Here is a 22,902-nt window from a genome sequence, read left to right as displayed (position 1 = left end):
CCGGCTTTCGCCGGAATGAGCGGAGTTGAGACGATCTTACGAAGCCTGCTCTTCGCCGGCCTCGGCAGCGGGAGCCTCTTCGGCGGCCGGAGCTTCTTCCGCAGCGGGAGCAGCCTCTTCGGCAGCCGGCGCGTCCTCAGCAGCCGGAGCGGCCTCTTCCGCGGCCGGGGCCTCTTCAGCGGCCGGGGCCTCTTCAGCGGCCGGAGCTTCAGCGGCCGGAGCCTCTTCGGCCGGGGCTTCTTCAACGACCGGAGGCGGAGCCGCAGCGGCGGCCGCGGCGGCTTCGGCGCGGTCAGCTTCCTTCTGGGCCTTCTCCTCGGCGCGTTCCTTGGCCTTCGTGCCCGGCTCGCCCTTCTTCGGGTTGTTGCTGTTGGTCCACTGGCCGACGCCTTGCTTGGCCAGTTCGCGGGCCACGCGGTCGGTCGGCTGGGCGCCCTTGCTCATCCACTCCTGGATGCGCTCGATCTTCAGGACGACGCGGTTCGGGTCGTCCTTCTTCAGCAGCGGGTTGTACGAGCCGACCTTCTCGATGAAGCGGCCGTCGCGCGGCGAATGGCTGTCGGCGACGACGATCGAGTAGTAGGGGCGCTTCTTGGCGCCGCCGCGGGCGAGACGGATCTTCAGCATTTCTCTTAAGTCCTTGGTCTAAAGTTCTATTTCTTGAACGGGTTGAAGCCCGGCGGCAGGCCGCCGAGGCCGGGAAGTTTCGGAGCTCCGGGTCCGCCGAGGCCGGGCAGTTTGTTGGCCAGCTCTTCCATCTGCTCGGGACTTGGCATCTTGCCGCCGCCCAGAGATTTCAGCCGGTCCATGCCGCCGCCGCCGCCCAGCATCTGGGCCATCTGGGCGAAGCCCTTGCCGCCGCCCCGGCTCATCATCTTGAAGGCGTCGGCCATCTGCCGGTGCTGTTTCAGCAGGCGGTTGACCTCGGCGACGTCCACGCCGGCGCCGGCGGCGATCCGGCGCTTGCGCGAGGCCTGCAGGATGTCCGGCTTCTTGCGCTCGGCCTTGGTCATCGACGACAGGATCGCCACCTGGCGGTCGAACACCTTGTCGGTGATCCCGCTCTCGGCGATCTGCTTCTTGACCTTCTGGACGCCGGGCAGCAGGCCCATCATCCCTTCCATGCCGCCCATGCGCTTCATCTGCGCCAGCTGGTCGGCCATCATGTCGAGATCGAACTGGCCCTTGGCCAGCTTGCGGGCCATCGCCTCGGCCTTGGCGGCGTCGAGGTCCTGCGCGGCTTTCTCGACCAGGGCGACAACGTCCCCCTGGCCCAGGATCCGCCCTGCCACCCGCCGGGCGTCGAAGGCGTCGAGCCCGTCGATCTTCTCCGACACGCCGAGGAACTTGATCGGCAGGCCGGTCACCGCCCGCATCGACAGCGCCGCGCCGCCGCGCCCGTCGCCGTCGGCGCGGGTCAGCACCAGGCCGGTCAGCGGCAGCCGCTCGTGGAACGCCTTGGCCGTCCGCACCGCGTCCTGGCCGGTCAGACTGTCGGCGACCAGCAGGGTCTCGGACGGCGCCGAGATCTTCGCGATCTCCGCCGCCTCGGCCATCATCGCCTCGTCCAGCGTCGTACGTCCGGCGGTGTCGAGGATCAGGACGTCATAGCCCTGCAGCTTCGCGGCGCTCATCGCCCGCTTGGCGATCTCCGGCGCCGGCTGCCCGGCCACGATCGGCAGGCTCTCGACGCCCGCCTGCGTGGCCAGCATCGCCAGCTGCTCCATGGCCGCCGGCCGCCGGGTGTCGAGCGAGGCCAGCAGGACCTTCTTGCGCTCGCGCGCCAGCCGCAGGGCCAACTTGCCCGCCGTGGTTGTCTTGCCCGACCCCTGAAGGCCGGCCATCAGGATCACCGTCGGCGGGTTCAGCGACAGGTTCAGGCCCTCAGGCTCCCCCTCGCCGCCGAGCATCTCCACCAGGCCGTCGTAGGTGATCTTCACCACCTGGTCGGCCGGCCGCACCGACCGGATCACCGCCTCGCCGGTCGCCCGCTCCTTGGCCTTGGCGATGAATTCGCGCGCCACGGGCAGGGCGACGTCGGCCTCGAGCAGGGCGATCCGCACCTCGCGCAGGGCCTCGTCGACGTCCTTTTCCGAAAGGACGCCCTTGCCGCCGAGGCGGTCGAAGACGGACGAGAGACGGTCTGTCAGAACGTCGAACAAAACCAAGCTCCTATGGCCCAAACGCAATCAACCCCCGTGGACGATTGCGTCGACGGGGGGCCTCGCCGCCCTCGTCCCGGATATAGACCGGGGGTCGTGGCGGTGGAGGGCGCTGATCGAGATCAGGCCGGAAGGGCGCGCTTATGCGCCTGTGGAGAACTCAGGTCAAGAAAAGGCGGGATGACCCATGCGCTGGGCGATGAGCAGGCTTGCCGCCCCAAGGGCGAAGAACGCGAGGGCAATCAGCCAGATCCGGAGGAATGCTTTGAGAAACAACCAGTCGGCCGGCTTGACCGTAAGGCCTTCAGGCTCGAGCGTTTCGGTCCGGCGCCGTGCGTTGAACTCCCAGCCGGCGCGCAGGCTGCGTGGCAGCCTAGGGACCGTCATCGCCGCCATCACGAGCCAGCACGACATGAAACCCAGCAGCCCGGCGACAAACCCGGCCAGCACCAGCATCTCGATGACCGGCTTTGACATCTAAGCCCCCGTTGCGAACGCACCCCCCCGAATGCGTTACCGCCTTTAACCTCATAGTCGATTGCGAGTCTGCCCCTGAAGGTCTGTCAAGGACGCGCGCAGCGCGCCGCACGCGGCTGGCCTGCGGCCAGTCCTTGAGCGACCTTCAGGGGCAGGCAAACTGGCTGGCTTTAGGGTGGAGGCAGGGCCTCGCAGGCTGAGCTCAATGGGCTCGGCGCCATCGCCGTCGCCGCCTTCTGCTCGACCCCAGCGCCAACACGGGCATACCCAACCCTTCGCCCGTTGAGGGGGAAGGGAGAGGTGACACCCCAGCCCCGTGACAACACCCCCCGACACCCCCTAAACCTCCCGCATGGCCATCGGCGTGTTCGATAGCGGGGTCGGCGGCCTTACCGTCCACCACCGCCTCGTGGAACGGTTCCCAGACGCGGACTTCATCTACCTGGCCGACCAGGCCAACGCCCCCTACGGCGGCAAGACCGGCGAGGAGATCGTCGATCTGACCCGCGCGGGATGCGAGCGGCTGTTCGAGGCCGGGTGCAGCCTCGTGGTCCTCGCCTGCAACACCGCCGCCTCCGTCGCCCTGCGGCGGCTGCAGCAGACCTGGTTGCCCGACCACCGCCGCACCCTCGGCCGGCCGGTCAACGCCCTGGGCATCGTCGTCCCCACCATCGAGGCGGCCACCGGCCTGCCGTGGGAGCACGAGGCTGAGCGCCGCGGCGACAAGGTCGAGAAGCTCGACGTCCTCGGCGTTTTCTCGACGCCCGCCACGGCCCGCAGCCGGGTCTATGAGATCGAGGTCGACAAGCGGCGCCAGGACGTCGCGGTCTTCTCCGAGCCTTGCCCCAACCTTGCCCGGATGATTGAGGCCGGCGCCGACCGCGCCGCCCTGGCCGCCGAGGTCGAAGGCCACGTGGCGGCGCTGACCACCCGCATCGGCCGGGCCCCCGATCGCGCCATCCTCGGCTGCACCCACTACGAGATCGTCGCCGACCTGTTCCGCGCCGCCCTGCCGACGGGCACGCCGCTGATCCACCAGCCCGAGGCCACCGCCGACGCCCTCGCGCGCTACTTCGAGCGCCATCCGGAATATCTGGCGAAGGGGACCGGCCAACGCCGCTTCCTGACCACCGGCCAGGCCGGCGTGCAGCACAGCCTCGTCGAAACCTTCTGGGGCGCGCCCCTGACTTTCGAGCCCGCCTGACGGCGGCTTATCGCGCCGACCCCATTCCATGCGGCGCCCGCATCGCCGCTCCGGCCCGCGACCCCAGCCGCGCCAGGACCTGCGGATCGGTGATCCGGCGATAGACGGCCTGGACGATGCTGAACACGCCGAACAGCATCAGACCCGCCGCCACCACCGTGCGCTGCCAGCCGCCCAGGGCCGCCAGCGCTTCGCCCGTGTCGCCGGCCTGCTGCGGGTCCCCCGCCGCCGCCGCCTGCCACAGGAAGACGCCGACCAGCACGAACACCACGCCGCGCGCCACATAGCCGAGCCGGCCGCTCCACTTGACCCAGGCCTTGTTCGCCGCCCGGCCGTCGAGCTGCTTCAGGAACTTCAGACGATAGGCGCTCCAACCCTGCGCCAGGCCGCCGCCGATGAAGGCCAGCGCCAAAAGCCGCACCAGCATCTCGCCGCCAGGCAGGGCCAGCAGGCGTGCCGTCGCCGCCTCCTCGCCACCGCTGCCGCCCCCGGCGCCGCCAGAGCCGATCCCGAACATCAGTCCGGCCGCCAGCAACCCGAGTCCGACGTGGACCACGCCGCTCAACGCTCCGCCGATCCGCTTGACGGCGCCCTTCGCGCCCCGGCCGGCGCCTTCCAGGTCCAGGGCGGCCTCCGCGCATCGCCAGGCGCCATAGGCCAGCAGACCCAGGGCGATGACGAACAGCGCCAGCTTCCCCGGCCCGCTGTCGGCCAGCGTCTTCAGCGCCCCGGCGCTGCTCGTGTTGCGGCCGGCCTCGATCGCGAGGTAGCCGACCATGACGTATAGCGCGCCCCGCGCCGCAAACCCGAGGCGGGTGAAGGTCTCCAAACCTGGAACTGCCGACATCGCGTGATCCTCCGGCCGGGAGAAGCGGCGAGGGGAGGCGAATGTTCCGGGCGGTTACGTCCGCGGCTCACGCCGGCGTTCAGCCCTGCCCGAGTTCGGTCACCGGCGCGCCCGCCACATCAACGGCAGCATCAGCGGCAAGAACAGGAAGGCGAACTTCCCGCCCGTCGCCACCCACACCAGGGCGCTGAGCGCCAGTCCCGCAACCAGGATCAGCAGGCTGGTCGACAGCCTCACGGGTTGGTCCGGTGATTTTCCTGCGGCGTCACCGCGCCCGTCGCGTCGGCGTCGTTCTCGACGTCGCCCTCGTCGCTGTTCTCGCCCTGCAGGATGTGCGGGTCCTCGCCGGAGATGGTCGTCCCCTTCGACGAGCCGATCCCGGGGTTGGTTTCCAGGTCATCGCGCAGCGGCGGGGCCTGGCCGGACGGCGGATGCTTGGCGCTGGACATCTCTCTCTCCCAACAAGCTGTCCGGACCGAACCGGCCGGGCGGCGAACCGTTCCGACGGCGCCGCTCCCCCGCCTCCGCCGACAGGGCGGGGCGGCGTTTGCCGCCTCCCTGAATCCCGCCCCCGTGCTATGCACGGCCATCCACCCACGGGGGGTTCCCACCTCATGCCGACACAGATCCAGTCGCCGGAGATCCAGGCTTTCGCCACCGGGTTTCCGCTCACCCTTCTGCACGTGGCGATCACCGTCGCCATCCTGGTCGCCGCCGCCGCGGCCTACGTCCTCCTGACCCCGCACAAGGAGATCACCCTGATACGCGACGGCAACACCGCCGCCGCCGTGTCGTTCGGCGGCGTGCTGGTCGGTCTCGCGATCCCGCTGTCGGCGTCGCTGAAGTCGTCGACCAACCTGATCGAGATCGGCCTGTGGGGCGTCGCCGCCGTTGCTGTGCAGTTGTTGATCTTCCGCCTCGTCGACCTTGTCCTGCGCGGCCTGCCGCGGCGGATCCAGGATGGCGAGATGGCCGCCGCCGCCACCCTGGTCGGCGCCAAGCTCGCCACCGCCGTGATCATCGGAGCAGCCCTCTCCGGCTGACATGCGCTTTCCCTGAACCATGCACTTTCCGCGGCTCCCAGACTGGCTGATCTACGCCTGCGTCGTCGTCGCCCTGCTGATCGCGGCGCTCGGCCGGCAGGAGCGCGCCGACGCGCCTGAGCCGCCGCCGCCCGCTCCCGAGGTCGAGGGCGAGGCGCTGGGCCCGGCCTCGCCGTTCGACCCATCCGTCGTCGTCGACGTGCCGGACGCCGCCGGGCCGGCCACCGGCACCGCCTTCTCGATCGCCGATTCAGGAGTCTGGCTGACCGCCCGCCACGTGGTCGACGGCTGCCGCACCACCGCCATCGTGGTCGGCGAGGGCCGCGGCGTCGCCGCCCAGGTCCGCATCGACCCGCGCAGCGAGGCGGCGATCCTCACCACCGATGGCGGCGCGCCGCCGCTGCCGCTGGCCCTCGCCGAAAGCCTGCATCGCGGGGCCCGCGCCTACCATCCGGGCTTCCCGCAGGGCTCGCCCGGCGAGGCGTCGTCCAAGCTGCTCGGCCGCGAGACCCTGTTGGTGCGCGGGCGCGGCGCCCGGGCCGAGCCGGTGCTTGTCTGGGCCGAGACCGGCCGCACCGAGGGGCTCGACGGCAGCCTCGGCGGCCTCTCCGGCGCGCCGGCGCTCGACGCCGAAGGTCGGGTGATCGGCGTCACCATCGCCGAAAGTCCGCGCCGTGGCCGCATCTACACCACCGCGCCCGAGACCCTGGCCGCCGCCCTCGCCGACACGGGCCGCCGCTATCCCGCCGCCGCGTCGACTGCGGCCGGAGCCATCACCCCTGACAACTACTTCCGCGTCGCCGACAGCCTGCGCCGCGACCTGCGGGTGGCCCAGGTGGTGTGCCTGGCGGCCTAGGCTGCAGCCGCGGGATCGGGGTCCGGGGCGGCCTGGGCGTGAATGCGCTGTTCGCGCCGGTGCCGTGCGCCCAGCATCAAACAGAGGACGAGCGCCGGGATGCCGACCAGCGCCGTCCCCGTGAAGAAGATCGCATAGGCCGTCATCGGCTCGTAAGTGCGCTGCAACGCCTCGACCGCCGTGCCCGAGAAGCCCTTCAGCACTTTGCCCAGCAGGGCGTAGAAGCTGGAGAGCAGGGCGTACTGCGTGGCCGTGTAGCCGAGGCTGGTCAGGCTCGACATGTAAGCGACCAGCGCGGCGCCGGCGAAGCCGGTGGCGACGTTGTCGACCGCAATAGCCGTCCCCAGCGCCGTCGCGCTTGGCCCGGCGTAGGCGAGGGCGGCGAACGCCAGGTTGGATCCCGGCCCGAGGATCGCACCCAGCACCAGCGTCCGGACGAACCCCAGCCGGACGGCCGACAGCCCGGCCAGGGCGATGCCCACGAAGGTCGCCCCGAGCCCGATCGTCGCCCGCACGCCGCCGACCGTCTCCTTCGAAAGGCCGAGGTCGACGTAAAGCGGATTGGCCATTGGCCCCATCACAAAATCGGGCAGCCGGTAGAGGCTGATCGCCGCGAGCATCAGCACGGCCGCCCCGGCGCCGTGCGAGCGGAAGAAGGCGACGAACGGGCCGACGATGGCGTCGGCGAGGCCACGCGGCGTCCACAGCGCGGGACCCCTCTGCGCTGCCGACTGCTCGGGATGGATGCGGGCTGGCTCGGTGGCGAACAGGGTCGCCGTCAGCCCGACGCCAACCGCCAGCGCGCACAGGACGTAGGAGTTGTTCCAGCCGAGCTTGGCCGCGGCGATCAGGATCAGGGCGTCGGTGACCAGGATGGCGATGCGGTAGCCGAGCTGGAACGCCGCGGTCAGGAGCCCCAGGTCCGCGTCGCTCTCGGCACGCTCGATCCGCCAGGCGTCGACGACGATGTCCTGGGTGGCGGAGGCGAAGGCGACCAGCAGCGCGAACCCAGCGAAGGTCAGCAGCCCGCCGCCGGGCCCGATCGCCGCCATCGCGAACAGCCCGGCGCCGATCAGCACTTGCGACAGAACGATCCATCCCCGTCGCCGGCCAAGCCGCCCGAGCAACGGCACGTCGACCTTGTCGACTATGGGCGCCCACAGGAACTTCATCGAGTAGGCGATGCCGACCCACGAGAGGAAGCCGATGGCCGCCAGCTCGACGCCTTCCTCCCGCAGCCAATAGCCGAGCGTGTTGCCGGTCAGCATGAACGGCAGACCGGAGGAGAACCCCAGCAGGAGCGTGATGAGGACCCGCGGCTGCCGCAGCGCGAGCAGGACGTCACGGGAGGACGCGCCTTTGGGTTTCTGGTCGGCGGTCTCGGTTTGAACGGTCATCGGCGCCTCGCGGCGCCCCCGCGCCCGGTCAGCCGACCTTGGCGCGCGCCGCGTGTTCCGTCCAGCCGCCGCTCCGCGTCCAGCGGGTCAGCGCCGCGCGCAGCGCGTCGGGCGACAGCGGCTTGACGAGGAAGTCGTCCATGCCGGCCGCCAGACAGGCCTGCCGGTCATCGTCGAAGGCGTTGGCGGTCAGGGCCACGATCGGCGTCCTCAGGCCCTCGGCGCGCAACCGCCGGGCGGTCTCCTCGCCCGACATCCCGGGCATGCGCATATCCATCAGGATCAGGTCGTAGACCGCGACCTTGACCGCCGCCATCGCCTCGCCGCCGTCGAGGGCGTGGTCGACCTCGCAGCCCTCGCGGGTCAGCAAGGCTCGGGCCAGCATGGCGTTGATCGGGTTGTCCTCGACCAGCAGGATCCGCGCGCCCGGGGCCGCGGCGCGCACGATCCGCTCGTCCTCGGCCGCCTCGCCCGCCTCGCTCTTCGCCCCGGCGGCGATCAGCACCCGCTCGGCCAGGGACGCCCGCCGCAGCGGCTTGATCAGGTAGCCTGAGAACCCGGCCTGCCGGTAGGCCTCGATCCGGTCGCGCTCCTCGGCCGCCAGCAGCACGATGCAGCGTCGATCGGCCAGCTTGCCGACGTCCTCGTCCTCCCCCGCCAAGGCGTGGTCGAGCAAGGCGACATCGCCCGGCTGCGTCATCTCGAGCAGCGCTGCCGCCGAGGCCGCCACGGCCGGCTCCCCGCCGCTCGCCTCGATCTGCGCCGCCGCCGCCTCGCGCACGATGCCGCTGGGCGAGGCGACCGCCACCCGCCGGCCCTCCAGCACGCCTGGTGCGGGCGTCGTCGCGACCCGCGGGAACGCCGCCTCGAACCAGAACCGCGCGCCGCCGCCGGCCGCCGTCTCGACACCGACCTCGCCCATCATCGCCTGCGCCAGTCGCCGGGCGATGGCGAGGCCAAGGCCCGCGCCGCTGATTTCCGCCCGGCCCGCGTCGGCCTGCTGGAAGGTCTCGAAGATGCGCTCGCGGTCGGCGTCGCGCACCCCCGGCCCGGTGTCCTCGACCATGAACCGCAGCCGCCCCGCGGGCAGCCGCGCGACGCGGATCCGCACCCCGCCCCGGCTGGTGAACTTGACCGCGTTGCCGGCGAAGTTGAGCAGGATCTGCCGCAGCCGGTTCTCGTCGGCCCGGATCGCCCCGGCGTCGGCCGGCGCGCTCCAGGCGATCTCCAGCCCCTTCTCGGCCGCCCGCGGCGACAACAGCTCGCAGACCCCCTGCAGCAGGCTCTCGACGTCGAACACCGAGGTGTGCAGCTCCACCGCGCCCTCGCCGAGCTTGGCGAAGTCCAGGACGTCGTTGACGAGGTTTAGCAGGTGCTCGCCGCTCTCCCGCAGCGCCGCCGCATAGGTCCGCTGCTCGGCGGTGAGTTGGGTCCCTTCCAGCAGCCGCGCCATGCCTAGCACGCCATTTAGCGGCGTGCGGAATTCATGGCTCAGCGCCGCCAGCTGCGCTGCGCTGATTTGCGCGCGTCTCGGGCGGCGCGTGGACAGGGGACGGGGTGGCCTGCGCATGGCGACCCGTGTAGCCTTCAGGGGCTTAACGACGGGTCAAGCGAACCTAGCTGGCCCAAATTGGGGCGTTTTCGTGTCGCGATCAGCTATGAACGGCCGCCGTCGCCGAGCGTTGAAGTAGACGCGGCCTCGAAGCCGTCGTTTACTGTGTCCATTATGACGCCGCGCACCGATGTCGATCAGGATCGCGTTGAGCTGCTCACGCCTCGTGAGCGTGAATGCCTTCGGCTTGTCGATCAGCATCTGAGCTCCAAACAGATCGCCCGCGAGCTGGGCATGTCGAAAACTTCCGTCGACACCTACTGCGATCGCGCGCGGCGCAAGCTTGGCGTTCACGACCGCTACGAGGCCGCGCGCCTGCTGCGTAGCCGTGACGTTAACCTTGTCCCCATTGGATCAGGACACGACACGATCAGGACAGACACCCCCGACGATCGCTGGCTGGATACGCCGGCAACTCGGGAGGAGGCGGTCCGTGAGCGACTGGCAGAACTTCGACAATCGCGCAGTGATCGGCAGGGCGCTTCGCCTTCGCCGGGAGATCGACGACTTCCAGGCCAAATGGCCGACGCCGGAGTTGCGGGACGAGTCGATCCCGACGTTCAATTGGGATCAGCTCGAACGGCAACTGGTCGATCTTTCCGCGACCACCCAGCAGGCGGCGATGGCCCGGCACTTGGTTTCCGCGACCCGGAAGCTGGCGCCGTTCAAGCCGCCGGAAATGGTGCTGCGGGAGATCCTCTGCATGACTTGGGTTCTCCTCGACGAGAACTTCAAGCCGGAAGCCGAAGGATCGGCAGAAATGATCTAAGTCCCGTCGCCCGGATCGGGGCGATCGTCGGGGTCGCGATCATCACCGCCCTTGCTTTCGGGGGGATGCTGGCCGGCCTCCACGCGCTTCAGAACCTGGCGGCGAATTTCGTCCGGGCCTGAACGGGTCCTAAACCACAACCTTGTTATCCCAGCGGCTGGCGCCCCTCAGAAGCGCCGGCAGGAGAGAACTCATGCTTAAGCAACGTCGTATGGTGGCTGAACAAATCGCCGGCGCCCTGTTCGAGGCCGAGTCGGCCATCGACGCGGCCATCGCCAAGACCGCGACCCTGACGGGCGTCATGCCGTCGCTGCGCGCCCAGGCCGGCGCCTCGGCCCTGATCGGCCAGGACGCGGTGGAACGCGCCAGCCAGGCGATCATGGCCCTGGCGGAAGCCCGTCGCGCCATCGTCGAGACCCACAAGGAACTCAGCGTCGCGCAAGGCCAGATCGGTCTCGGCGCCATCAAGATGGTCGGCGATCCGGGCGGCGAGAAGCCGGATCCGAACGGCGTGGTGCACGGCCGCCAACTGCGCGAAGTCGTCGCCGCCTGATCGCACGTTCCACTTCGAACGTACGTTTGGCATTGTGGGCCCTCGGTGCAACCGGGGGCCCTTTGCGTTGGAGCTGCCTCAATTCCTCTGGCCGACGACGGTGATGTTCGTCTGCGCCCTGGCGGCGTGGCGTGGCGGCCCGGATGAGCGGCTTGCGGCCGGCGGGTTGCTTGCCGGCTGGGCGCTGACGATGACTGTCTACCGCGAGCAGTTCACCCAGACCGAATGGGGCATTCTTCTCGTGGATCTGGCGCTGCTTGTGCTGCTGATCTGGATTGCTATGCGCACCACAAGCTTCTGGCCGATCTTCGCGGCCGGCTTTCATCTGCTCGCCCTGATGACCCATCTCGCGAACGCGGTGGATGTCGAGGTAGGGGCGTGGGCCTACTACACCGCCGAAATCATCTGGGGCTATCTGCTGGCGTTCTCGATCGGTGTCGGGGCCTGGACCTACCGCTACGGCCGGCTGGTCGCCCGCTGAGCGTTCAGCCGGCGAACGCCGGGCCGCCGGCGAGCAGACCGGCCCCCGCCCGCCGGTAGATCAGCGCCTCGGCGACATGCACCCGGCGCACGGCGTCGGAGCCTTCGAGGTCGGCGATGGTTCGCGCCAGGCGCAGGGTGCGGGTCCAGCCGCGGGCCGTCAGGCCGCTGGCCTCGGCGGCCCGCGACAGCAGCGCCTTGCCCGCTTCGTCCAGCGCCGCGATGCGGGTCAGACCATCCCCTTCGGCGCGGGCGTTGAGCACCGCGCAGTCCTCGGCCTCGGCGCGCTCGAGCTGAACCTGCCGCGCCCTGGCCACGCGGGCCGCCGCTTCGGCGGTCCCCTCGGCCGGCGGCGGCAGGGCGAGGTCGGCCGGCGTCACCGGCGGAACCTCGACCTGAAGGTCGATGCGGTCCATCAGCGGTCCGGACACCTTGCCCTGGTAATTGGTCTGGCAGAGCGGGGCCCGGCCGCAGGCGCCGCGCCCGGCGCCGCCATGCCCACAGCGGCAGGGGTTCATGGCCGCCACCAACTGCACCCGCGCCGGATAGCGGACATGGGCGTTTGCGCGCGCGACGACCACCTCGCCGATCTCCAGCGGCTGGCGCAGGGAGTCCAGCGCCTGCGCCCCGAACTCCGGTAACTCGTCGAGGAACAGGACGCCGTTGTGGGCCAGGCTGACCTCGCCGGGCTTGGCCTTGAGCCCCCCGCCGGTCAGGGCGGCCATGCTCGCCGAATGGTGCGGCGCCCGGAACGGCCGGTCCCGCGCAAGCTGCCCCTTGGCGATCAGGCCGGCGACCGAGTGCACCATCGAAGTTTCGAGCAACTCGGCGGCGGTCAGCGGCGGCAGCAGGCCGGGCAGGCGGGCGGCCATCATCGACTTGCCCGATCCGGGCGGGCCGACGAACAGCAGGTTGTGGCCGCCGGCGGCGGCGATTTCGAGAGCCCGCTTGGCGTGCTCCTGGCCCTTCACGTCCTTCAGGTCGGGCACGCGGCCGCCTTCCAGCAGGATCCCGGGTTTCGGCGGCGAGAGCACCTGGGTTCCGCGGAAGTGGTTGACCAGGGCGACCAGCGACGGCGCCGCAAGGATCCGCGTGTCGGCCGCCCAGGCCGCCTCCGCCCCGCAGGCCTCCGGGCAGATGAGGCCAAGGCCCAGGCCCCCGGCCGCCACGGCCGCCGGCAGGGCCCCGGCCACGGCGGTGATCCGGCCGTCGAGGGACAGCTCGCCCACCGCCGCCCACTCGGTCAGGGCGTCCGGCGGGATCACTCCCATGCCGGCCATGATGGCCAGGGCGATCGGCAGGTCGTAGTGGCTGCCCTCCTTGGGCAGGTCGGCGGGGGCGAGGTTGGCGATGATCCGCTTGGCCGGCAAGGCAAGGCCGAGACCGGCGAAGGCGGCGCGCACGCGCTCGCGGCTCTCCGAGATCGCCTTGTCGCCCATCCCGACGAGGAAGAACTTGTGCTCGCCGCCGGTGAACTGGACCTGCACGTCGACGCGGACCGCCTCGACGCCCTGGAACGCCACCGTCACAACCCGCGCGGCCATGCCCTAGCCCTTGTGTTCCCGAGCCATTTATCCACAAGCCCTGGCCTCCAGCGAAGGCTGTTTCCAGAACGAATATGGAACAAACGGCGAAGAAGCAACCCGGTTGCGCGGCCGAGGGTTCAGCCGCGCTTCGCCTCGATCGTCCGCCAAAGGATTTCCGTAGCGTCGATCCCGGTGAAGGTCTTCAGGGCCACGGCGCCGGTCGGCGAGGTGACGTTGATCTCCGTCAGCCACTCGCCGATCACGTCGATGCCGACGAACAGCAGGCCGCGCGCCTTCAGCTCCGGGCCGATGGCGGCGCAGATCTCCAGGTCGCGGGCGGACAGTTCCACCGGTTGCGGCCTTCCGCCCACGGCCATGTTGGAGCGGATCTGGCCGGGGCTCGGCACGCGGTTGATCGCCCCGACCGGCTCGCCGTCGACGAGCAGGATGCGCTTGTCGCCCTGGGTGACCGACGGCAGGAACTTCTGGACGATCACCGGCTCGCGGCTGAGCTCGGCGTGCAACTCCAGCAGGGTGTCGAAGTTCGGATCGTCCGACAGGTGGCGGGTGACGCCCGAGCCGCCCTTCCCGTTCAGCGGCTTCAGGACCACGTCGCCGTGCCGGGCGCGGAACTCGGCGATCGCCTCGCGGTCGGCGGTGATCAGGGTCGGGGGCTGAAGTTCCGGGAACTTGGTGACGAACAGCTTCTCCGGCGCATTGCGCACCTCGACCGGGTTGTTCACCACCAGGGTCTTGGGGTGCACGGCCTCCAGGAAGAAGGTCGTGTCGATATAGTGCATGTCGAACGGCGGGTCCTGGCGCAGCAGGACGACGTCGAAGTCGGACAGCTCCGCCTGCCGCGGCGTCGACAGGCGGGCGTGATCGCCCTTCACCCGCTGGACCGTCACGTCGCGGCCGCGGGCGAAGACCCGGCCGCTCTCCAGCGCCAGGGCGTCGGGGGTGTAGACGAACAGCGAGTGCCCGCGGGCCTGAGCGGTCTCCATCATCAGGAAGGTGGTGTCGCCATCGATGTTGATCCCCGCGATGGGATCCATCTGCACCGCAACCTTCAGCGACATCGCCCGCTCCCGATAACCCAGGCGACCGACATAGGCGGTGTGTGGGCGGGACGCTAGTTCAGGCGCAGGCGGACCCGCTCGCGTTGCGCCCGGGCCGCCAGGGCCGCGCCGCCGTCGAGGGTGGTGGCGCGGGCCAGGGCCTCCAGCGCGCCGGCCAGAGCCCCCTGGCCCTCGCGGGCGGCGGCGACGTCCAGCCAGGGCCGGTGGTCGGTGGGATCGAGCAGGGCCCGGCGCAAGGCGGCCCGCTCGGCGCGGGCGTAGTCGCGGACCGCCGAGGCGCGGGCGTAGATCGTGTTCTGCAGCCGGATCAGCACCGCTCGGTCGCTGACCGGCGCCATCAGCCGGTCGAGCCGGTCGGCGACGTTGGGCGTCAGGCCGGCGTGCAGGGCGCGCCGGGTCAGTTCCGACGGTAGCACCACCCGGCCCTCGGAGAACGGGTCCAGGGCCAGCGGACCTTCCTCGGTCTCGATGCGCAGCAGGAAATGGCCGGGAAAATCGACGCCCTGCAGGGTCAGCCCGCAGCGGCGGGCCGCGTGCAGGTAATAGACCCCCAGCGACACGGCCAGGCCTTTGCGCCGCTCGCACACCGAGATCACGTCGGCATTGGCCGGGTCTTCGTAGGTCAGCAGATCGCCGGCCAGGCCGAGGTCGCCGGCCATGGCCTCGGCGAGGGCTTCCTCCGGACTTTCGATCTTCAGCCGGGCGCTGAGCCGTTGGACCCCGGCGGCGGCGAGATCGCGCACCGCCTGCCCGTCGCGGCCCGGGTCCTCGTGGACCGCGCAGGCGATGGCGGCGTCCAGCAGCGGGAACTGACCGTCGACGGCGGTTCCCGCGTCCAGCAGCACGCTCTCGGCCTCGTCTCGTTCCATGCCCGTCCCGGCGCAATCCATGGGCTAGCCGCCCTTCCAAGCGTCGGGAATATGCATAGGAAGCCGCCTGGGCGCGAGTGCCACGAGGTCGAGGCGAACCGTCGCATCCGCCAGCGCCCTCCGTCGGGCGGCCAGGAGCGCGCCGGCCCGGCGCAGCCGGTCGCGCTGATCGAAGGTCACGGTCTCCAGGGCGTCGGCGATGTTGGCGCGTCGCTTGACCTCCACCACCGCCAGCACCCGGCCTCGCAGTGCGAGGATGTCGATTTCGGCCGGGCCGGCGCGCAGCCGGAACCCGAGAATTCGGTAGCCTTTCAGCATCAACCAAAGGGCCGCCAGCGACTCGCTTCGCCGGCCGGCGAGCCGGGCCGTCCGGCCACGCTCCGCCCGCACCCCGCTCACCTGCCGGCCCTCAGTTCCATCGCCCGGCGGTAGAGGTCGCGGCGGGGAAGGCCAAGCGCCTTGGCGACCTCGGCGGCGGCGTCGGCCGGCTTCAGCCGGGCGAGCGCGTCGGCCAGGGCGGCGTCGGCATCCGCGGCGCTGGCTTCGGTTTCCCGGCCCGGCCCGACCAAGACGACGATCTCGCCCTTTGGCGCTTCGAACTGCGGGTCGGCGGCCAGGGTGGAGAGCGGCCCGCGGACGATCGTCTCATAGAGCTTGGTCAACTCCCGGCAGACCACGGCCTCGCGATCGCCGAGCACCGCGGCCATGTCAGCGAGGCTGTCGGCCAGCCGCGAGCCGCCCTCGAAGAACACCAGGGTTGCGCGGATGCCGGCCAGCTCCGCCAGGAAGGTCCGCCGCGCCGCGCTCTTTGGGGGTGGGAAGCCGGCGAACAGGAACCGGTCGGTGGGCAGTCCGGCGACGGACAATCCGGCTAGCAGGGCCGAAGCGCCAGGGATCGGGAACACCGGATGGCCGAGTTCAGCGGCCTCCTTGACCAGCCGATAACCGGGGTCGGAGACGAGCGGCGTTCCGGCGTCGGAGATCAGCGCCACCCGGCCGCCTTCGGCCAGCGCCGCCATCGCCCGCGGCCGGGTGGCCTCGGCGCCATGCTCGTCGTAACGGGCGAGCTTCGCCGAGAGGCCATAGGCGGACAGAAGCTTGCCGGCCACCCGGGTGTCCTCGGCCAGCACCAGGTCGGCGGCGGCCAGGACGTCAAGGGCGCGCAAGGTGATATCGCGCAGGTTCCCGATCGGCGTCGCCACGACATAGAGCCCCGGCGCCAGCGGCGCGTCGTCGAGCTGTGGCGGCGGAATGAGGCGGGCCATGCGGTGAATGAGCCGGTCGGGGCGCGAAAGGCAAGGCCAATGGCCGCGTGGCCACCGGTTGGGACGCGCAGGGCGCCTAGGTCAGCAGTTCGCGGGTGACCGCGTCGAGGAGCAGGCGTCCGTGGCGGGTGGCGCGGAGACGTTCGGGGTCGGGAGCAATCAGGCCCAGGTCGACGAGGTGGGCGATGCGGCCGGGGTCGAGGTCGAGGGCGGCGAGCTCGGAGAACGCCACCCCGGCCGCGATCCGCAGCCCGCTCAGGACCCGCTCCTCGGCCGCCTCGCGGGGGCTCAGGGCCTCGCGCGTCGCGAGACCGGCGCCGGTTTCGGCCACGGTCCGGATGTAGTCGGCGGGCCGGGCCGTCGCGACGGTGGCCTGCCGCGCGCCGGCGCGCGTGATCCGACCGTGCGCGCCGGGGCCGACGCCGAGGTAGTCTTCGCCGCGCCAGTAGACGAGGTTGTGCCGTGAGCGCGCCGCCGCGCCCCGGGCGTGGTTCGACACCTCGTAGGCCTCGAAGCCGGCGTCTTCCAGCACCAGCTGCGTGGCGTCGAAAAGGTCGCCCTGGGTCTCGCCGCCGGGCGGAACGATCCGGCCGCGGCGCACCGCCCGGTCGAAGGCGGTGCCGGCCTCGATGGTCAGCTGGTAGGGCGAAAGATGCTCGGGACCAAGATCGAGAGCGCGGCGCAGTTCCTCGCGCCAGGTGTCCGGCGTCTGGCCGGGCCGGGCGTAGATCAGGTCCAGCGACAGGCGCGGGAAGGCTCGTCCCGCGACCCGCGCCGCGCGGATCGCCTCGGCGGCGTCGTGGTTGCGGCCGAGCAGGGCCAGAGCGTCGTCGTCCAGCGCCTGCAGGCCCAGCGACAGGCGGTTGACGCCGGCGTCGGAGAAGGCCTCGAACCGGCCTGCCTCAGCGTCGGTCGGATTGGCTTCCAGCGTCACCTCGAGGTCGTCGGCCGGCGTCCAGAGGCGCCGGGCCGCCGCGACGATTTCCGCCGCCCAGGCGGGGTCCATCAGCGACGGGGTGCCTCCACCCAGGAACACCGACACCAGGGTGCGCGGGCCGGTCAGCGCCGCCTGTGCCGCGAGGTCGGCGACGATGGCGCGCGTCAGGGCCGCGGCCTCCTCCGCGCGGCCACGGTCGCGATAGACGTTGAAGTCGCAGTAGGGGCAGATCTTCGCGCAATAGGGCCAGTGGACGTAGACACCCAGCGGCGGCGGGGCCTCAGGCATCGGCTGTCACAGGAGCGCGGCCTTCAGCTTGGCGAAGGCCAAGGCCCGGTGGCTCATGGCGTCCTTACGCGTCGGCTCCATTTCGCCGAACGTCAGGTTCTCGCCGTCGGGCAGGAAGATCGGGTCGTAGCCAAAACCGCGGGCCCCGCGCGGCGGAAAAACCAGCGTGCCGTCGACCCGGCCCTCGACAACCACGGCCGGGCCGTCCGGCCAGGCGACGGCGAGGGCGCTGGTGAACCACGCCGAGCGATCGTCGCTCTCAACCTCCTCCAGGCGGTCGGCGACCTTCTGCATAGCGACGGCGAAGTCCTTGCCGGGACCCGCCCAGCGCGCCGAATAGATTCCCGGCTGGCCCCCCAGCGCCGTCACCGACAGCCCGGAATCGTCGGCGATGGCGACGAGGCCGCTGGCTTCCGCGGCCGCCCGCGCCTTCAGCATGGCGTTGCCGGTGAAGGTGCTCTCCGTCTCCTCGGGCTCGCCGAGGCCGAGCTCGCCCGCCGTCACCAGCTCGAACCGACCTTCGAGGATCTCGGAGATCTCGCGCGCCTTGCCGGGATTGTGCGTCGCCACCACCAGTCGGGCGCCGGGTTCGAGCTTCAGGGCCATCTCACACTCCAGGTCATGCGGCGATGAACATCGCAGGCGCGCGTCATATCGACTAGGTTCGGCCGGCAAAAGGCGGGGGCATGCATGCGCGCACTGGGTCCGGGATCGGTGTCCAGTTTCCTGAAGATCATCCTGGACGTGGTCTACGTGGCGCTGTGGATCACCTTCGGGGCGGTGGCCCTGATGCTGCTCGCCGCCCTGCTGTTCAGCTTCAACCCGAACCTGTTGCTGTCCTCGATCCGCACCGCGGACGCCACCGAGGTGGCCACCCGCGCGCCGCTGTTCGCCGGCATGCTGCTGGCCTTCGGGCTCACGGTGGGCGGCGTGCTGATCATCGTCGACGCCCTGCGCCGCATCTTCACCACCCTGACGGCCGGCGACCCGTTCCACCCCGACAACGTCGGCCGCCTGCGTCTGATCGGCCTGTTGCTGGCCGCGCTGGAGCTCGGCCGCTATCTCGTCTGGGGCGTTAGCGCCTGGACCCCGCTGGTCGAGCGGGTGGAGCCGAACTTCAGCCTTACGGCCTGGTTCTCGGTGCTCGTGGTGTTCGTCCTGGCGGAGGTGTTCCGCGAGGGCGCGCGCCTGCGCCGCGAAGCCGAGCTGACGATCTGAGGGGCCGCAAATGCCGATCCGCATCCGCCTCGACCGCATGCTGATGGACAGGCGCATGTCGCTCAGCGAGCTCGCCGACCGGGTCGGCGTGACCGCCGCCAACCTGTCGATCCTCAAGGGGGGCGAGGCGCGGGCTGTGCGCTTTGCGACCCTCGCCGCCCTCTGTCGCGAGCTCGACTGCCAGCCGGGGGACCTCTTGGACTACGAGGCCGGCCCCGAGGACGCCGGCGAGGAATAGGACTCCCCTCTCCGTCCGCCCACGGCCGCGCAAGGCCGGCCATGGGGAGGCGTCTTATTTCGCCGTCGCCTGGCGCTGCAGCTCGCACAGCTCGCCGATGCCCTTGCGGGCCAGGCTGAACAGGGCCTCGAACTCGGCCTGCGTAAAACCGCGCTTCTCGCCGGTCGCCTGGATCTCGACGATGTCGCCGGCTCCGGTCAGCACGAAATTGGAGTCGGCCTCGGCGTTGGAATCTTCCTCGTAGTCGAGGTCGAGGACCGGCACGCCGTTGAACACGCCGCAGCTCACCGCCGCCACCTGGTCGAGGATCGGATCGGTGGCGAGCACGCCTTCGTCCAGCAGGTAGCGCGTCGCCATCCGCAGCGCCGCCCAGGCGCCGGTGATCGCCGCCGTGCGGGTGCCGCCGTCGGCCTGCACCACGTCGCAGTCGAGGGTGATCTGGCGCTCGCCGAGCGCCTTCATGTCGACGACGGCTCGCATCGAGCGGCCGATCAGGCGCTGGATCTCCTGCGTGCGGCCCGACTGCTTGCCGGCCGCGGCCTCGCGGCGGCCGCGCGTGTGGGTCGCGCGGGGCAGCATGCCGTACTCGGCCGTCACCCAGCCTTGGCCGCGTCCGCGCAGGAACGGCGGCACGCTCTCCTCGACGCTGGCGGTGATCAGCACCTTGGTGTGCCCGAAGGTGACCAGGCACGAGCCCTCGGCATAGCGGCTGACGCCCATCTCCAGGGTGACAGGGCGCAGCAGCTCGGGCGTGCGTTCGGACGGGCGCATGGAAACTCCTGCCTTTTTCGGCTTCTTCCGGCGTCTTGCGCCGACGAAGGTCGCGCTTATCCTAGATCATCGAAGCCCCGTCCACGGGCCAACCTCTTTAAGTCCGAGCCGACAGGTCACGTGAGCAGCCCGTTCTTCGCCCGCGGCCCGGCCCTCGCCGAACTGGACGAGCGCGCACGGGACATCTTCCGGCGGATCGTCGAGAGCTACCTCGAGACCGGCGAGCCGGTCGGCTCGCGCACCCTGGCCCTCAGCGGCGTCACCCTGTCGCCGGCGTCGATCCGCAACACCATGCAGGACCTGACCCGGCTCGGCCTGCTCGGCGCGCCGCACGTCAGCGCCGGACGCCTGCCGACCCATGCCGGCCTGCGCCTGTTCGTCGACGGCCTGCTGGAAGTCGGCGACGTCGGCGAGGACGAGCGCCGCAACATCGAGGCGCGGCTGCGGGCCCATGGCGGCAATTTCGAGGATGCGCTCAACGAGGCCTCGAAGATCCTCTCGGGCCTGGCCGGCGGCGCGGGGGTGGTGGTCACGCCGATCCGCGACGCCGGGGTCAAGCACGTCGAGTTCGTCTCCCTCGGCGTCGAGCGCACCCTGGCGATCATGGTGTTCGAGGATGGCACGGTGGAGAACCGGCTGATCCGCCTGCCGGCCGGTGTGACGCCGTCGGCGCTGACCGAAGCGGCCAATTTCCTCAACGCCCGCCTGCGCGGCCGCACCCTGTCGGAGGCCAAGGCCGACCTGCGCACCGACCTCGACCGCGCCCGCCGCGAACTCGACGAGACCGCCGCCCGTTTGGTCGAGGACGGTCTTGCCGCCTGGAGCGGCGGAGACGAGGACGCTCGGGCGCTGATCGTCCGCGGCCGCGCGAACCTGCTGGAGGAGGCGCAGGCGGTCGAGGACCTGGAGCGCGTCCGGTCCCTGTTCGAGGACCTGGAGCACAAGGAGCAGCTGATCCAGCTTCTCGACGGGGTGCGCGACGGCCAGGGCGTGCGCATCTTCATCGGCGCCGAAACGCGGCTGTTCTCGCTTTCGGGTTCCGCCGTGATCGCCGCGCCCTATATGACGGGCTCGCAGCGCGTGGTCGGCGCGATCGGGGTGATCGGTCCGGCCCGTCTGAACTATGCCCGGATCATTCCGTTGGTGGACTACACCGCCCGCGTGCTTGGTCAGGTGATGAAGACGTAAGTTTGGGAAAGCAGTCAGGTAGACATGTCCGAAGACACGACGCCCTCCGAACATGAGGACGCCTCCGCGGCCGACGAGGCGGCGGATCAGGTTCTGGCGCTGAAGGCGGAAGCCGCGGCCCTGAAGGAACAGGTCCTGCGCTACGCCGCCGACATGGAGAACACCCGCCGCCGGGCCGAGAAGGAGGCCAACGACGCGCGCGCCTACGCGATCCAGAAATTCGCCCGCGACCTGCTGGGCGTGGCAGACAACCTCGCCCGCGCGACCGCCCACGCGCCGGCCGACCACGCCGACAGCGTGGTGAAAAATTTCGTCGTCGGGGTCGAGATGACCGAGAAGGAGTTGCTCGGCGCCTTCGAACGCAACGGCCTCAAGAAGATCGACCCCAAAGCCGGCGACAAGTTCGACCCGCACCAGCATCAGGCCATGGCCGAGCAGCCGGGCGATGGCGTGGCGCCGGGCTCGGTCCTGCAGGTGATGCAGCCGGGCTACGAGCTGCTGGGCCGGCTGATCCGCCCGGCCATGGTCGTGGTCGCCGCCCGCGGCGCAGCTCCGTCGGCGGACCCGTCGGCCGGCGGCGCGAATGGCGGACCGAGCGGCGGCTATGGCGCGGCGGACGAGGCGACGGGCGGTTCTGTGGATCGCCGCGCCTAACCGCGCGCCGGCCTCTTTCCCACCCCGGGAAAATGGCTAATGTCGCAAGTCCCTTTCTGTCGGGAGCGCGGGGCGTACCGATTCGCCTCGCGTGCGCGCGTTTCGAGGTCCGGGACTAAGGCATGAAGCTGACGATCGAGCGGGCGGCGCTGCTCAAGGCGCTGGGCCACGTGCAGAGCGCTGTCGAACGGCGCAACACCATTCCGATCCTGTCCAACGTCCTCTTGTCGGCGGAGCGCGACCGGCTGACCTTTTCGGCCACCGATCTCGACATGGAGATCATCGACGAGGCCCTGGCCCAGGTCGATCAGCCGGGCCAGATCACCGCTCCGGCCCACACCCTGTACGAGATCGTCCGCAAGCTGCCGGAAGGGGCCGACGTCTCGCTGAGCTTCACCGGCGAGGACCCGCGCCTGACCGTCGCGGCCGGCCGCTCGCGCTTCAACCTGCCCGTTCTGCCGGCCGGCGACTTCCCGGTGATGTCGTCGGAGGGCCTGTCCGGCCGGATGAGCGTCGACGTCAACGACCTGATCCGCCTGATCGACAAGACCCGCTTCGCCATCTCCGCGGAGGAGACGCGCTATTACCTGAACGGCCTCTACGTTCACACGGTCTCCGACGGCGGCCAGACCAAGCTGCGCGCCGTCGCCACCGACGGCAGCCGCCTGGCGCTCGCCGAGATGCCGGCGCCCGAGGGGGCGGTGGGTACGCCCGGCGTCATCGTGCCGCGCAAGACGGTCAACGAGGCCCGCCGCCTGCTCGATGACGCGGGCGAGATGGTCGAGCTGCAGATCAGCCCGCAGAAGGTCCGCTTCGAGTTTAACGGCGCGGCCCTCACCTCCAAGGTGATCGACGGAAACTTCCCGGACTACGCCCGGGTCATCCCGAAAGAGAACAACCGCACGGTGATGGTCGACGCCAAGCTGTTCGCCCAGGCGGTCGACCGGGTCGCGACGATCTCTGCGGAAAAGAGCCGCTCGGTGCGCATGGCCATCGAGCCGGGCCGCGTCGTGCTGACCGTCCGCAACATGGAAGCCGGCCAGGCCGTCGAAGAACTCGAGATCGACTACGACGGCGAGCCCTTCGAGCTGTCGTTCAACGCCCGCTACCTGCTCGACGTCACTGACCAGATCTCGGGCGAGCAGGCCGAGCTGCGGTTCGGCGGCCCGAACGATCCGGCCCTGATCCTCGATCCGGGCGATCTGGACGTTCAGTACATCCTGATGCCGCTGCGGGTGTAAGTTCCCTCCCCTTGAGGGGGAGGACGGCGTCAGTGCCCGTGTGGGCCTTCGTAGACGCCGGGGGCCAGGCGCTCGTCCTCCGGGCCTTCGCCGGCGTCGCCGGCCAGCACGAAGCGGCGGTCGCAGTAGGGGCATTCGACGAAGGTCGCCTCGCCCATCTCCAGCCAGACCCGCGGGTGGCCCAGCGCCCCGCCGACGCCGTCGCAGGCCACGCGGCCGGTGCGGATG

28 protein-coding genes and 1 pseudogene are annotated in these 22,902 nt (G+C 70.7%); 12 read left to right on the top strand and 17 right to left on the bottom strand.

Features of this window, described 5'->3' with window-relative positions:
* Positions 1-36 precede the first annotated feature (36 nt).
* From rpsP to ACILRF_RS01430, 3 genes are all read right to left on the bottom strand, one after another.
* Complete coding sequence (gene rpsP / locus ACILRF_RS01440) at positions 37-627, bottom strand: 30S ribosomal protein S16 (RefSeq protein WP_395670483.1); 591 nt, start codon at positions 625-627, stop codon at positions 37-39.
* A 26-nt stretch (positions 628-653) separates the two neighbouring features.
* On the bottom strand, positions 654-2,162 hold the full coding sequence (gene ffh / locus ACILRF_RS01435) for a signal recognition particle protein (protein ID WP_395670482.1): 1,509 nt from the start codon (positions 2,160-2,162) through the stop codon (positions 654-656).
* Between the two features lie 165 nt (positions 2,163-2,327).
* Positions 2,328-2,639 carry a hypothetical protein gene (locus ACILRF_RS01430; protein ID WP_395670481.1) on the bottom strand — a complete coding sequence of 104 codons (312 nt, stop codon included), beginning with the start codon at positions 2,637-2,639 and terminating at the stop codon, positions 2,328-2,330.
* 352 nt (positions 2,640-2,991) lie between these two features.
* Here ACILRF_RS01430 and ACILRF_RS01425 point away from each other — a divergent pair, with 352 nt between their 5' ends.
* A complete protein-coding gene (locus ACILRF_RS01425; RefSeq protein WP_395670480.1) occupies positions 2,992-3,843 on the top strand; it encodes a glutamate racemase in 852 nt (283 codons plus the stop codon).
* 7 nt (positions 3,844-3,850) lie between these two features.
* Here the strand turns inward: ACILRF_RS01425 and ACILRF_RS01420 are convergent, their stop codons facing one another.
* From ACILRF_RS01420 to ACILRF_RS01410, 3 genes are all read right to left on the bottom strand, one after another.
* On the bottom strand, positions 3,851-4,690 hold the full coding sequence (locus ACILRF_RS01420) for a DUF1206 domain-containing protein (protein ID WP_395670479.1): 840 nt from the start codon (positions 4,688-4,690) through the stop codon (positions 3,851-3,853).
* 99 nt (positions 4,691-4,789) lie between these two features.
* Entirely contained in the window at positions 4,790-4,927 is a 138-nt protein-coding gene (locus ACILRF_RS01415) for a hypothetical protein (RefSeq protein WP_395670478.1), read from the bottom strand.
* The gene (locus tag ACILRF_RS01410; protein ID WP_395670477.1) at positions 4,924-5,139 is read right to left on the bottom strand and encodes a hypothetical protein; all 216 of its coding nucleotides are present in this window, start codon (positions 5,137-5,139) and stop codon (positions 4,924-4,926) included. The genes ACILRF_RS01415 and ACILRF_RS01410 overlap by 4 nt, the downstream gene beginning before the upstream one ends.
* A gap of 165 nt (positions 5,140-5,304) precedes the next feature.
* On the opposite strand from ACILRF_RS01410, the gene ACILRF_RS01405 reads away from it, so the two are divergent.
* Together ACILRF_RS01405 and ACILRF_RS01400 are read left to right on the top strand one after the other, a co-directional pair.
* Positions 5,305-5,733: a DUF350 domain-containing protein gene (locus ACILRF_RS01405; RefSeq protein ID WP_395670476.1), complete on the top strand. Its 429-nt coding sequence runs from the start codon at positions 5,305-5,307 to the stop codon at positions 5,731-5,733.
* A 19-nt stretch (positions 5,734-5,752) separates the two neighbouring features.
* Positions 5,753-6,589, top strand: a complete 837-nt coding sequence (locus ACILRF_RS01400; protein ID WP_395670475.1) for a serine protease — start codon at positions 5,753-5,755, stop codon at positions 6,587-6,589.
* Here ACILRF_RS01400 and ACILRF_RS01395 read toward each other — a convergent pair.
* Together ACILRF_RS01395 and ACILRF_RS01390 are read right to left on the bottom strand one after the other, a co-directional pair.
* Positions 6,586-7,986 (bottom strand): AmpG family muropeptide MFS transporter, encoded by a 1,401-nt coding sequence (locus ACILRF_RS01395; protein ID WP_395670474.1) that lies wholly within the window; start codon positions 7,984-7,986, stop codon positions 6,586-6,588. The genes ACILRF_RS01400 and ACILRF_RS01395 overlap by 4 nt on opposite strands.
* A 28-nt stretch (positions 7,987-8,014) precedes the next feature.
* Positions 8,015-9,556 carry a response regulator gene (locus ACILRF_RS01390; protein ID WP_395670473.1) on the bottom strand — a complete coding sequence of 514 codons (1,542 nt, stop codon included), beginning with the start codon at positions 9,554-9,556 and terminating at the stop codon, positions 8,015-8,017.
* On the opposite strand from ACILRF_RS01390, the pseudogene ACILRF_RS01385 reads away from it, so the two are divergent.
* The 4 genes and pseudogenes from ACILRF_RS01385 to ACILRF_RS01370 form a co-directional block, all read left to right on the top strand.
* Positions 9,473-9,856 (top strand): annotated as a pseudogene (locus tag ACILRF_RS01385) (LuxR C-terminal-related transcriptional regulator); the annotation flags it as partial. The gene ACILRF_RS01390 and the pseudogene ACILRF_RS01385 sit on opposite strands and share 84 nt — an antisense overlap.
* A gap of 175 nt (positions 9,857-10,031) precedes the next feature.
* Positions 10,032-10,367 carry a hypothetical protein gene (locus ACILRF_RS01380; RefSeq protein ID WP_395670472.1) on the top strand — a complete coding sequence of 112 codons (336 nt, stop codon included), beginning with the start codon at positions 10,032-10,034 and terminating at the stop codon, positions 10,365-10,367.
* Positions 10,368-10,560: 193 nt separating this feature from the next.
* Entirely contained in the window at positions 10,561-10,920 is a 360-nt protein-coding gene (locus ACILRF_RS01375) for a hypothetical protein (RefSeq protein ID WP_395670471.1), read from the top strand.
* 67 nt (positions 10,921-10,987) lie between these two features.
* Positions 10,988-11,401: a hypothetical protein gene (locus ACILRF_RS01370; protein WP_395670470.1), complete on the top strand. Its 414-nt coding sequence runs from the start codon at positions 10,988-10,990 to the stop codon at positions 11,399-11,401.
* Between the two features lie 4 nt (positions 11,402-11,405).
* On the opposite strand, the gene ACILRF_RS01365 is transcribed toward ACILRF_RS01370, so the two are convergent.
* The 7 genes from ACILRF_RS01365 to rdgB all read right to left on the bottom strand — a co-directional run bounded on the left by ACILRF_RS01365 (position 11,406) and on the right by rdgB (position 17,970).
* Positions 11,406-12,944 (bottom strand): YifB family Mg chelatase-like AAA ATPase, encoded by a 1,539-nt coding sequence (locus ACILRF_RS01365; RefSeq protein WP_395670469.1) that lies wholly within the window; start codon positions 12,942-12,944, stop codon positions 11,406-11,408.
* Between the two features lie 119 nt (positions 12,945-13,063).
* Positions 13,064-14,005, bottom strand: coding sequence for a glutathione synthase (gshB, locus tag ACILRF_RS01360; RefSeq protein WP_395670468.1), 942 nt, complete (start codon positions 14,003-14,005; stop codon positions 13,064-13,066).
* Between the two features lie 53 nt (positions 14,006-14,058).
* Complete coding sequence (locus ACILRF_RS01355) at positions 14,059-14,874, bottom strand: transglutaminase family protein (protein ID WP_395670467.1); 816 nt, start codon at positions 14,872-14,874, stop codon at positions 14,059-14,061.
* 24 nt (positions 14,875-14,898) lie between these two features.
* The gene (locus ACILRF_RS01350) at positions 14,899-15,273 is read right to left on the bottom strand and encodes a YraN family protein (RefSeq protein ID WP_395670466.1); all 375 of its coding nucleotides are present in this window, start codon (positions 15,271-15,273) and stop codon (positions 14,899-14,901) included.
* The gene (rsmI, locus tag ACILRF_RS01345; protein ID WP_395670465.1) at positions 15,270-16,139 is read right to left on the bottom strand and encodes a 16S rRNA (cytidine(1402)-2'-O)-methyltransferase; all 870 of its coding nucleotides are present in this window, start codon (positions 16,137-16,139) and stop codon (positions 15,270-15,272) included. The genes ACILRF_RS01350 and rsmI overlap by 4 nt, the downstream gene beginning before the upstream one ends.
* 76 nt (positions 16,140-16,215) lie before the next feature.
* Positions 16,216-17,364, bottom strand: a complete 1,149-nt coding sequence (gene hemW / locus ACILRF_RS01340; protein WP_395670464.1) for a radical SAM family heme chaperone HemW — start codon at positions 17,362-17,364, stop codon at positions 16,216-16,218.
* Positions 17,365-17,370: 6 nt separating this feature from the next.
* A complete protein-coding gene (gene rdgB, locus ACILRF_RS01335; protein WP_395670463.1) occupies positions 17,371-17,970 on the bottom strand; it encodes an RdgB/HAM1 family non-canonical purine NTP pyrophosphatase in 600 nt (199 codons plus the stop codon).
* An 84-nt stretch (positions 17,971-18,054) separates the two neighbouring features.
* Between rdgB and ACILRF_RS01330 the strand changes: the two genes are divergently transcribed.
* Both ACILRF_RS01330 and ACILRF_RS01325 read left to right on the top strand, forming a co-directional pair.
* Positions 18,055-18,582 carry a DUF2975 domain-containing protein gene (locus ACILRF_RS01330; protein ID WP_395670462.1) on the top strand — a complete coding sequence of 176 codons (528 nt, stop codon included), beginning with the start codon at positions 18,055-18,057 and terminating at the stop codon, positions 18,580-18,582.
* A gap of 10 nt (positions 18,583-18,592) precedes the next feature.
* Positions 18,593-18,820: a helix-turn-helix domain-containing protein gene (locus tag ACILRF_RS01325; RefSeq protein ID WP_395670461.1), complete on the top strand. Its 228-nt coding sequence runs from the start codon at positions 18,593-18,595 to the stop codon at positions 18,818-18,820.
* A 54-nt stretch (positions 18,821-18,874) separates the two neighbouring features.
* On the opposite strand, the gene rph is transcribed toward ACILRF_RS01325, so the two are convergent.
* Positions 18,875-19,591 (bottom strand): ribonuclease PH, encoded by a 717-nt coding sequence (rph, locus tag ACILRF_RS01320; protein WP_395670460.1) that lies wholly within the window; start codon positions 19,589-19,591, stop codon positions 18,875-18,877.
* 120 nt (positions 19,592-19,711) lie between these two features.
* Between rph and hrcA the strand changes: the two genes are divergently transcribed.
* The 3 genes from hrcA to dnaN all read left to right on the top strand — a co-directional run bounded on the left by hrcA (position 19,712) and on the right by dnaN (position 22,674).
* Positions 19,712-20,779 carry a heat-inducible transcriptional repressor HrcA gene (hrcA, locus tag ACILRF_RS01315; RefSeq protein WP_395670459.1) on the top strand — a complete coding sequence of 356 codons (1,068 nt, stop codon included), beginning with the start codon at positions 19,712-19,714 and terminating at the stop codon, positions 20,777-20,779.
* 24 nt (positions 20,780-20,803) lie between these two features.
* Positions 20,804-21,433: a nucleotide exchange factor GrpE gene (gene grpE, locus ACILRF_RS01310; protein ID WP_395670458.1), complete on the top strand. Its 630-nt coding sequence runs from the start codon at positions 20,804-20,806 to the stop codon at positions 21,431-21,433.
* A 122-nt stretch (positions 21,434-21,555) separates the two neighbouring features.
* On the top strand, positions 21,556-22,674 hold the full coding sequence (gene dnaN / locus ACILRF_RS01305; protein ID WP_395670457.1) for a DNA polymerase III subunit beta: 1,119 nt from the start codon (positions 21,556-21,558) through the stop codon (positions 22,672-22,674).
* Between the two features lie 29 nt (positions 22,675-22,703).
* Here the strand turns inward: dnaN and ACILRF_RS01300 are convergent, their stop codons facing one another.
* Positions 22,704-22,901 (bottom strand): zinc-finger domain-containing protein, encoded by a 198-nt coding sequence (locus ACILRF_RS01300; RefSeq protein ID WP_395670456.1) that lies wholly within the window; start codon positions 22,899-22,901, stop codon positions 22,704-22,706.
* Between the last annotated feature and the right edge of the window lies 1 nt (position 22,902).

The sequence above is a fragment of the Phenylobacterium sp. genome (assembly GCF_044236515.1).
Lineage (GTDB): Bacteria > Pseudomonadota > Alphaproteobacteria > Caulobacterales > Caulobacteraceae > Phenylobacterium.
The sequence above is the reverse complement of the archived record's forward strand: the minus strand, read 5'-3'. Positions and strand labels throughout refer to the sequence as shown.

Coding starts and splice junctions, on each gene's coding strand:
- rpsP (WP_395670483.1), bottom strand. CDS start 627: ATGCTGAAGATCCGTCTCGCCCGCGGCGGCGCCAAGAAGCGCCCCTAC.
- ACILRF_RS01430 (WP_395670481.1), bottom strand. CDS start 2,639: ATGTCAAAGCCGGTCATCGAGATGCTGGTGCTGGCCGGGTTTGTCGCC.
- ACILRF_RS01425 (WP_395670480.1), top strand. CDS start 2,992: ATGGCCATCGGCGTGTTCGATAGCGGGGTCGGCGGCCTTACCGTCCAC.
- ACILRF_RS01420 (WP_395670479.1), bottom strand. CDS start 4,690: ATGTCGGCAGTTCCAGGTTTGGAGACCTTCACCCGCCTCGGGTTTGCG.
- ACILRF_RS01410 (WP_395670477.1), bottom strand. CDS start 5,139: ATGTCCAGCGCCAAGCATCCGCCGTCCGGCCAGGCCCCGCCGCTGCGC.
- ACILRF_RS01405 (WP_395670476.1), top strand. CDS start 5,305: ATGCCGACACAGATCCAGTCGCCGGAGATCCAGGCTTTCGCCACCGGG.
- ACILRF_RS01400 (WP_395670475.1), top strand. CDS start 5,753: ATGCACTTTCCGCGGCTCCCAGACTGGCTGATCTACGCCTGCGTCGTC.
- ACILRF_RS01395 (WP_395670474.1), bottom strand. CDS start 7,986: ATGACCGTTCAAACCGAGACCGCCGACCAGAAACCCAAAGGCGCGTCC.
- ACILRF_RS01390 (WP_395670473.1), bottom strand. CDS start 9,556: ATGCGCAGGCCACCCCGTCCCCTGTCCACGCGCCGCCCGAGACGCGCG.
- ACILRF_RS01375 (WP_395670471.1), top strand. CDS start 10,561: ATGCTTAAGCAACGTCGTATGGTGGCTGAACAAATCGCCGGCGCCCTG.
- ACILRF_RS01365 (WP_395670469.1), bottom strand. CDS start 12,944: ATGGCCGCGCGGGTTGTGACGGTGGCGTTCCAGGGCGTCGAGGCGGTC.
- gshB (WP_395670468.1), bottom strand. CDS start 14,005: ATGTCGCTGAAGGTTGCGGTGCAGATGGATCCCATCGCGGGGATCAAC.
- ACILRF_RS01355 (WP_395670467.1), bottom strand. CDS start 14,874: ATGGAACGAGACGAGGCCGAGAGCGTGCTGCTGGACGCGGGAACCGCC.
- rsmI (WP_395670465.1), bottom strand. CDS start 16,139: ATGGCCCGCCTCATTCCGCCGCCACAGCTCGACGACGCGCCGCTGGCG.
- hemW (WP_395670464.1), bottom strand. CDS start 17,364: ATGCCTGAGGCCCCGCCGCCGCTGGGTGTCTACGTCCACTGGCCCTAT.
- rdgB (WP_395670463.1), bottom strand. CDS start 17,970: ATGGCCCTGAAGCTCGAACCCGGCGCCCGACTGGTGGTGGCGACGCAC.
- ACILRF_RS01330 (WP_395670462.1), top strand. CDS start 18,055: ATGCGCGCACTGGGTCCGGGATCGGTGTCCAGTTTCCTGAAGATCATC.
- ACILRF_RS01325 (WP_395670461.1), top strand. CDS start 18,593: ATGCCGATCCGCATCCGCCTCGACCGCATGCTGATGGACAGGCGCATG.
- rph (WP_395670460.1), bottom strand. CDS start 19,591: ATGCGCCCGTCCGAACGCACGCCCGAGCTGCTGCGCCCTGTCACCCTG.
- grpE (WP_395670458.1), top strand. CDS start 20,804: ATGTCCGAAGACACGACGCCCTCCGAACATGAGGACGCCTCCGCGGCC.
- dnaN (WP_395670457.1), top strand. CDS start 21,556: ATGAAGCTGACGATCGAGCGGGCGGCGCTGCTCAAGGCGCTGGGCCAC.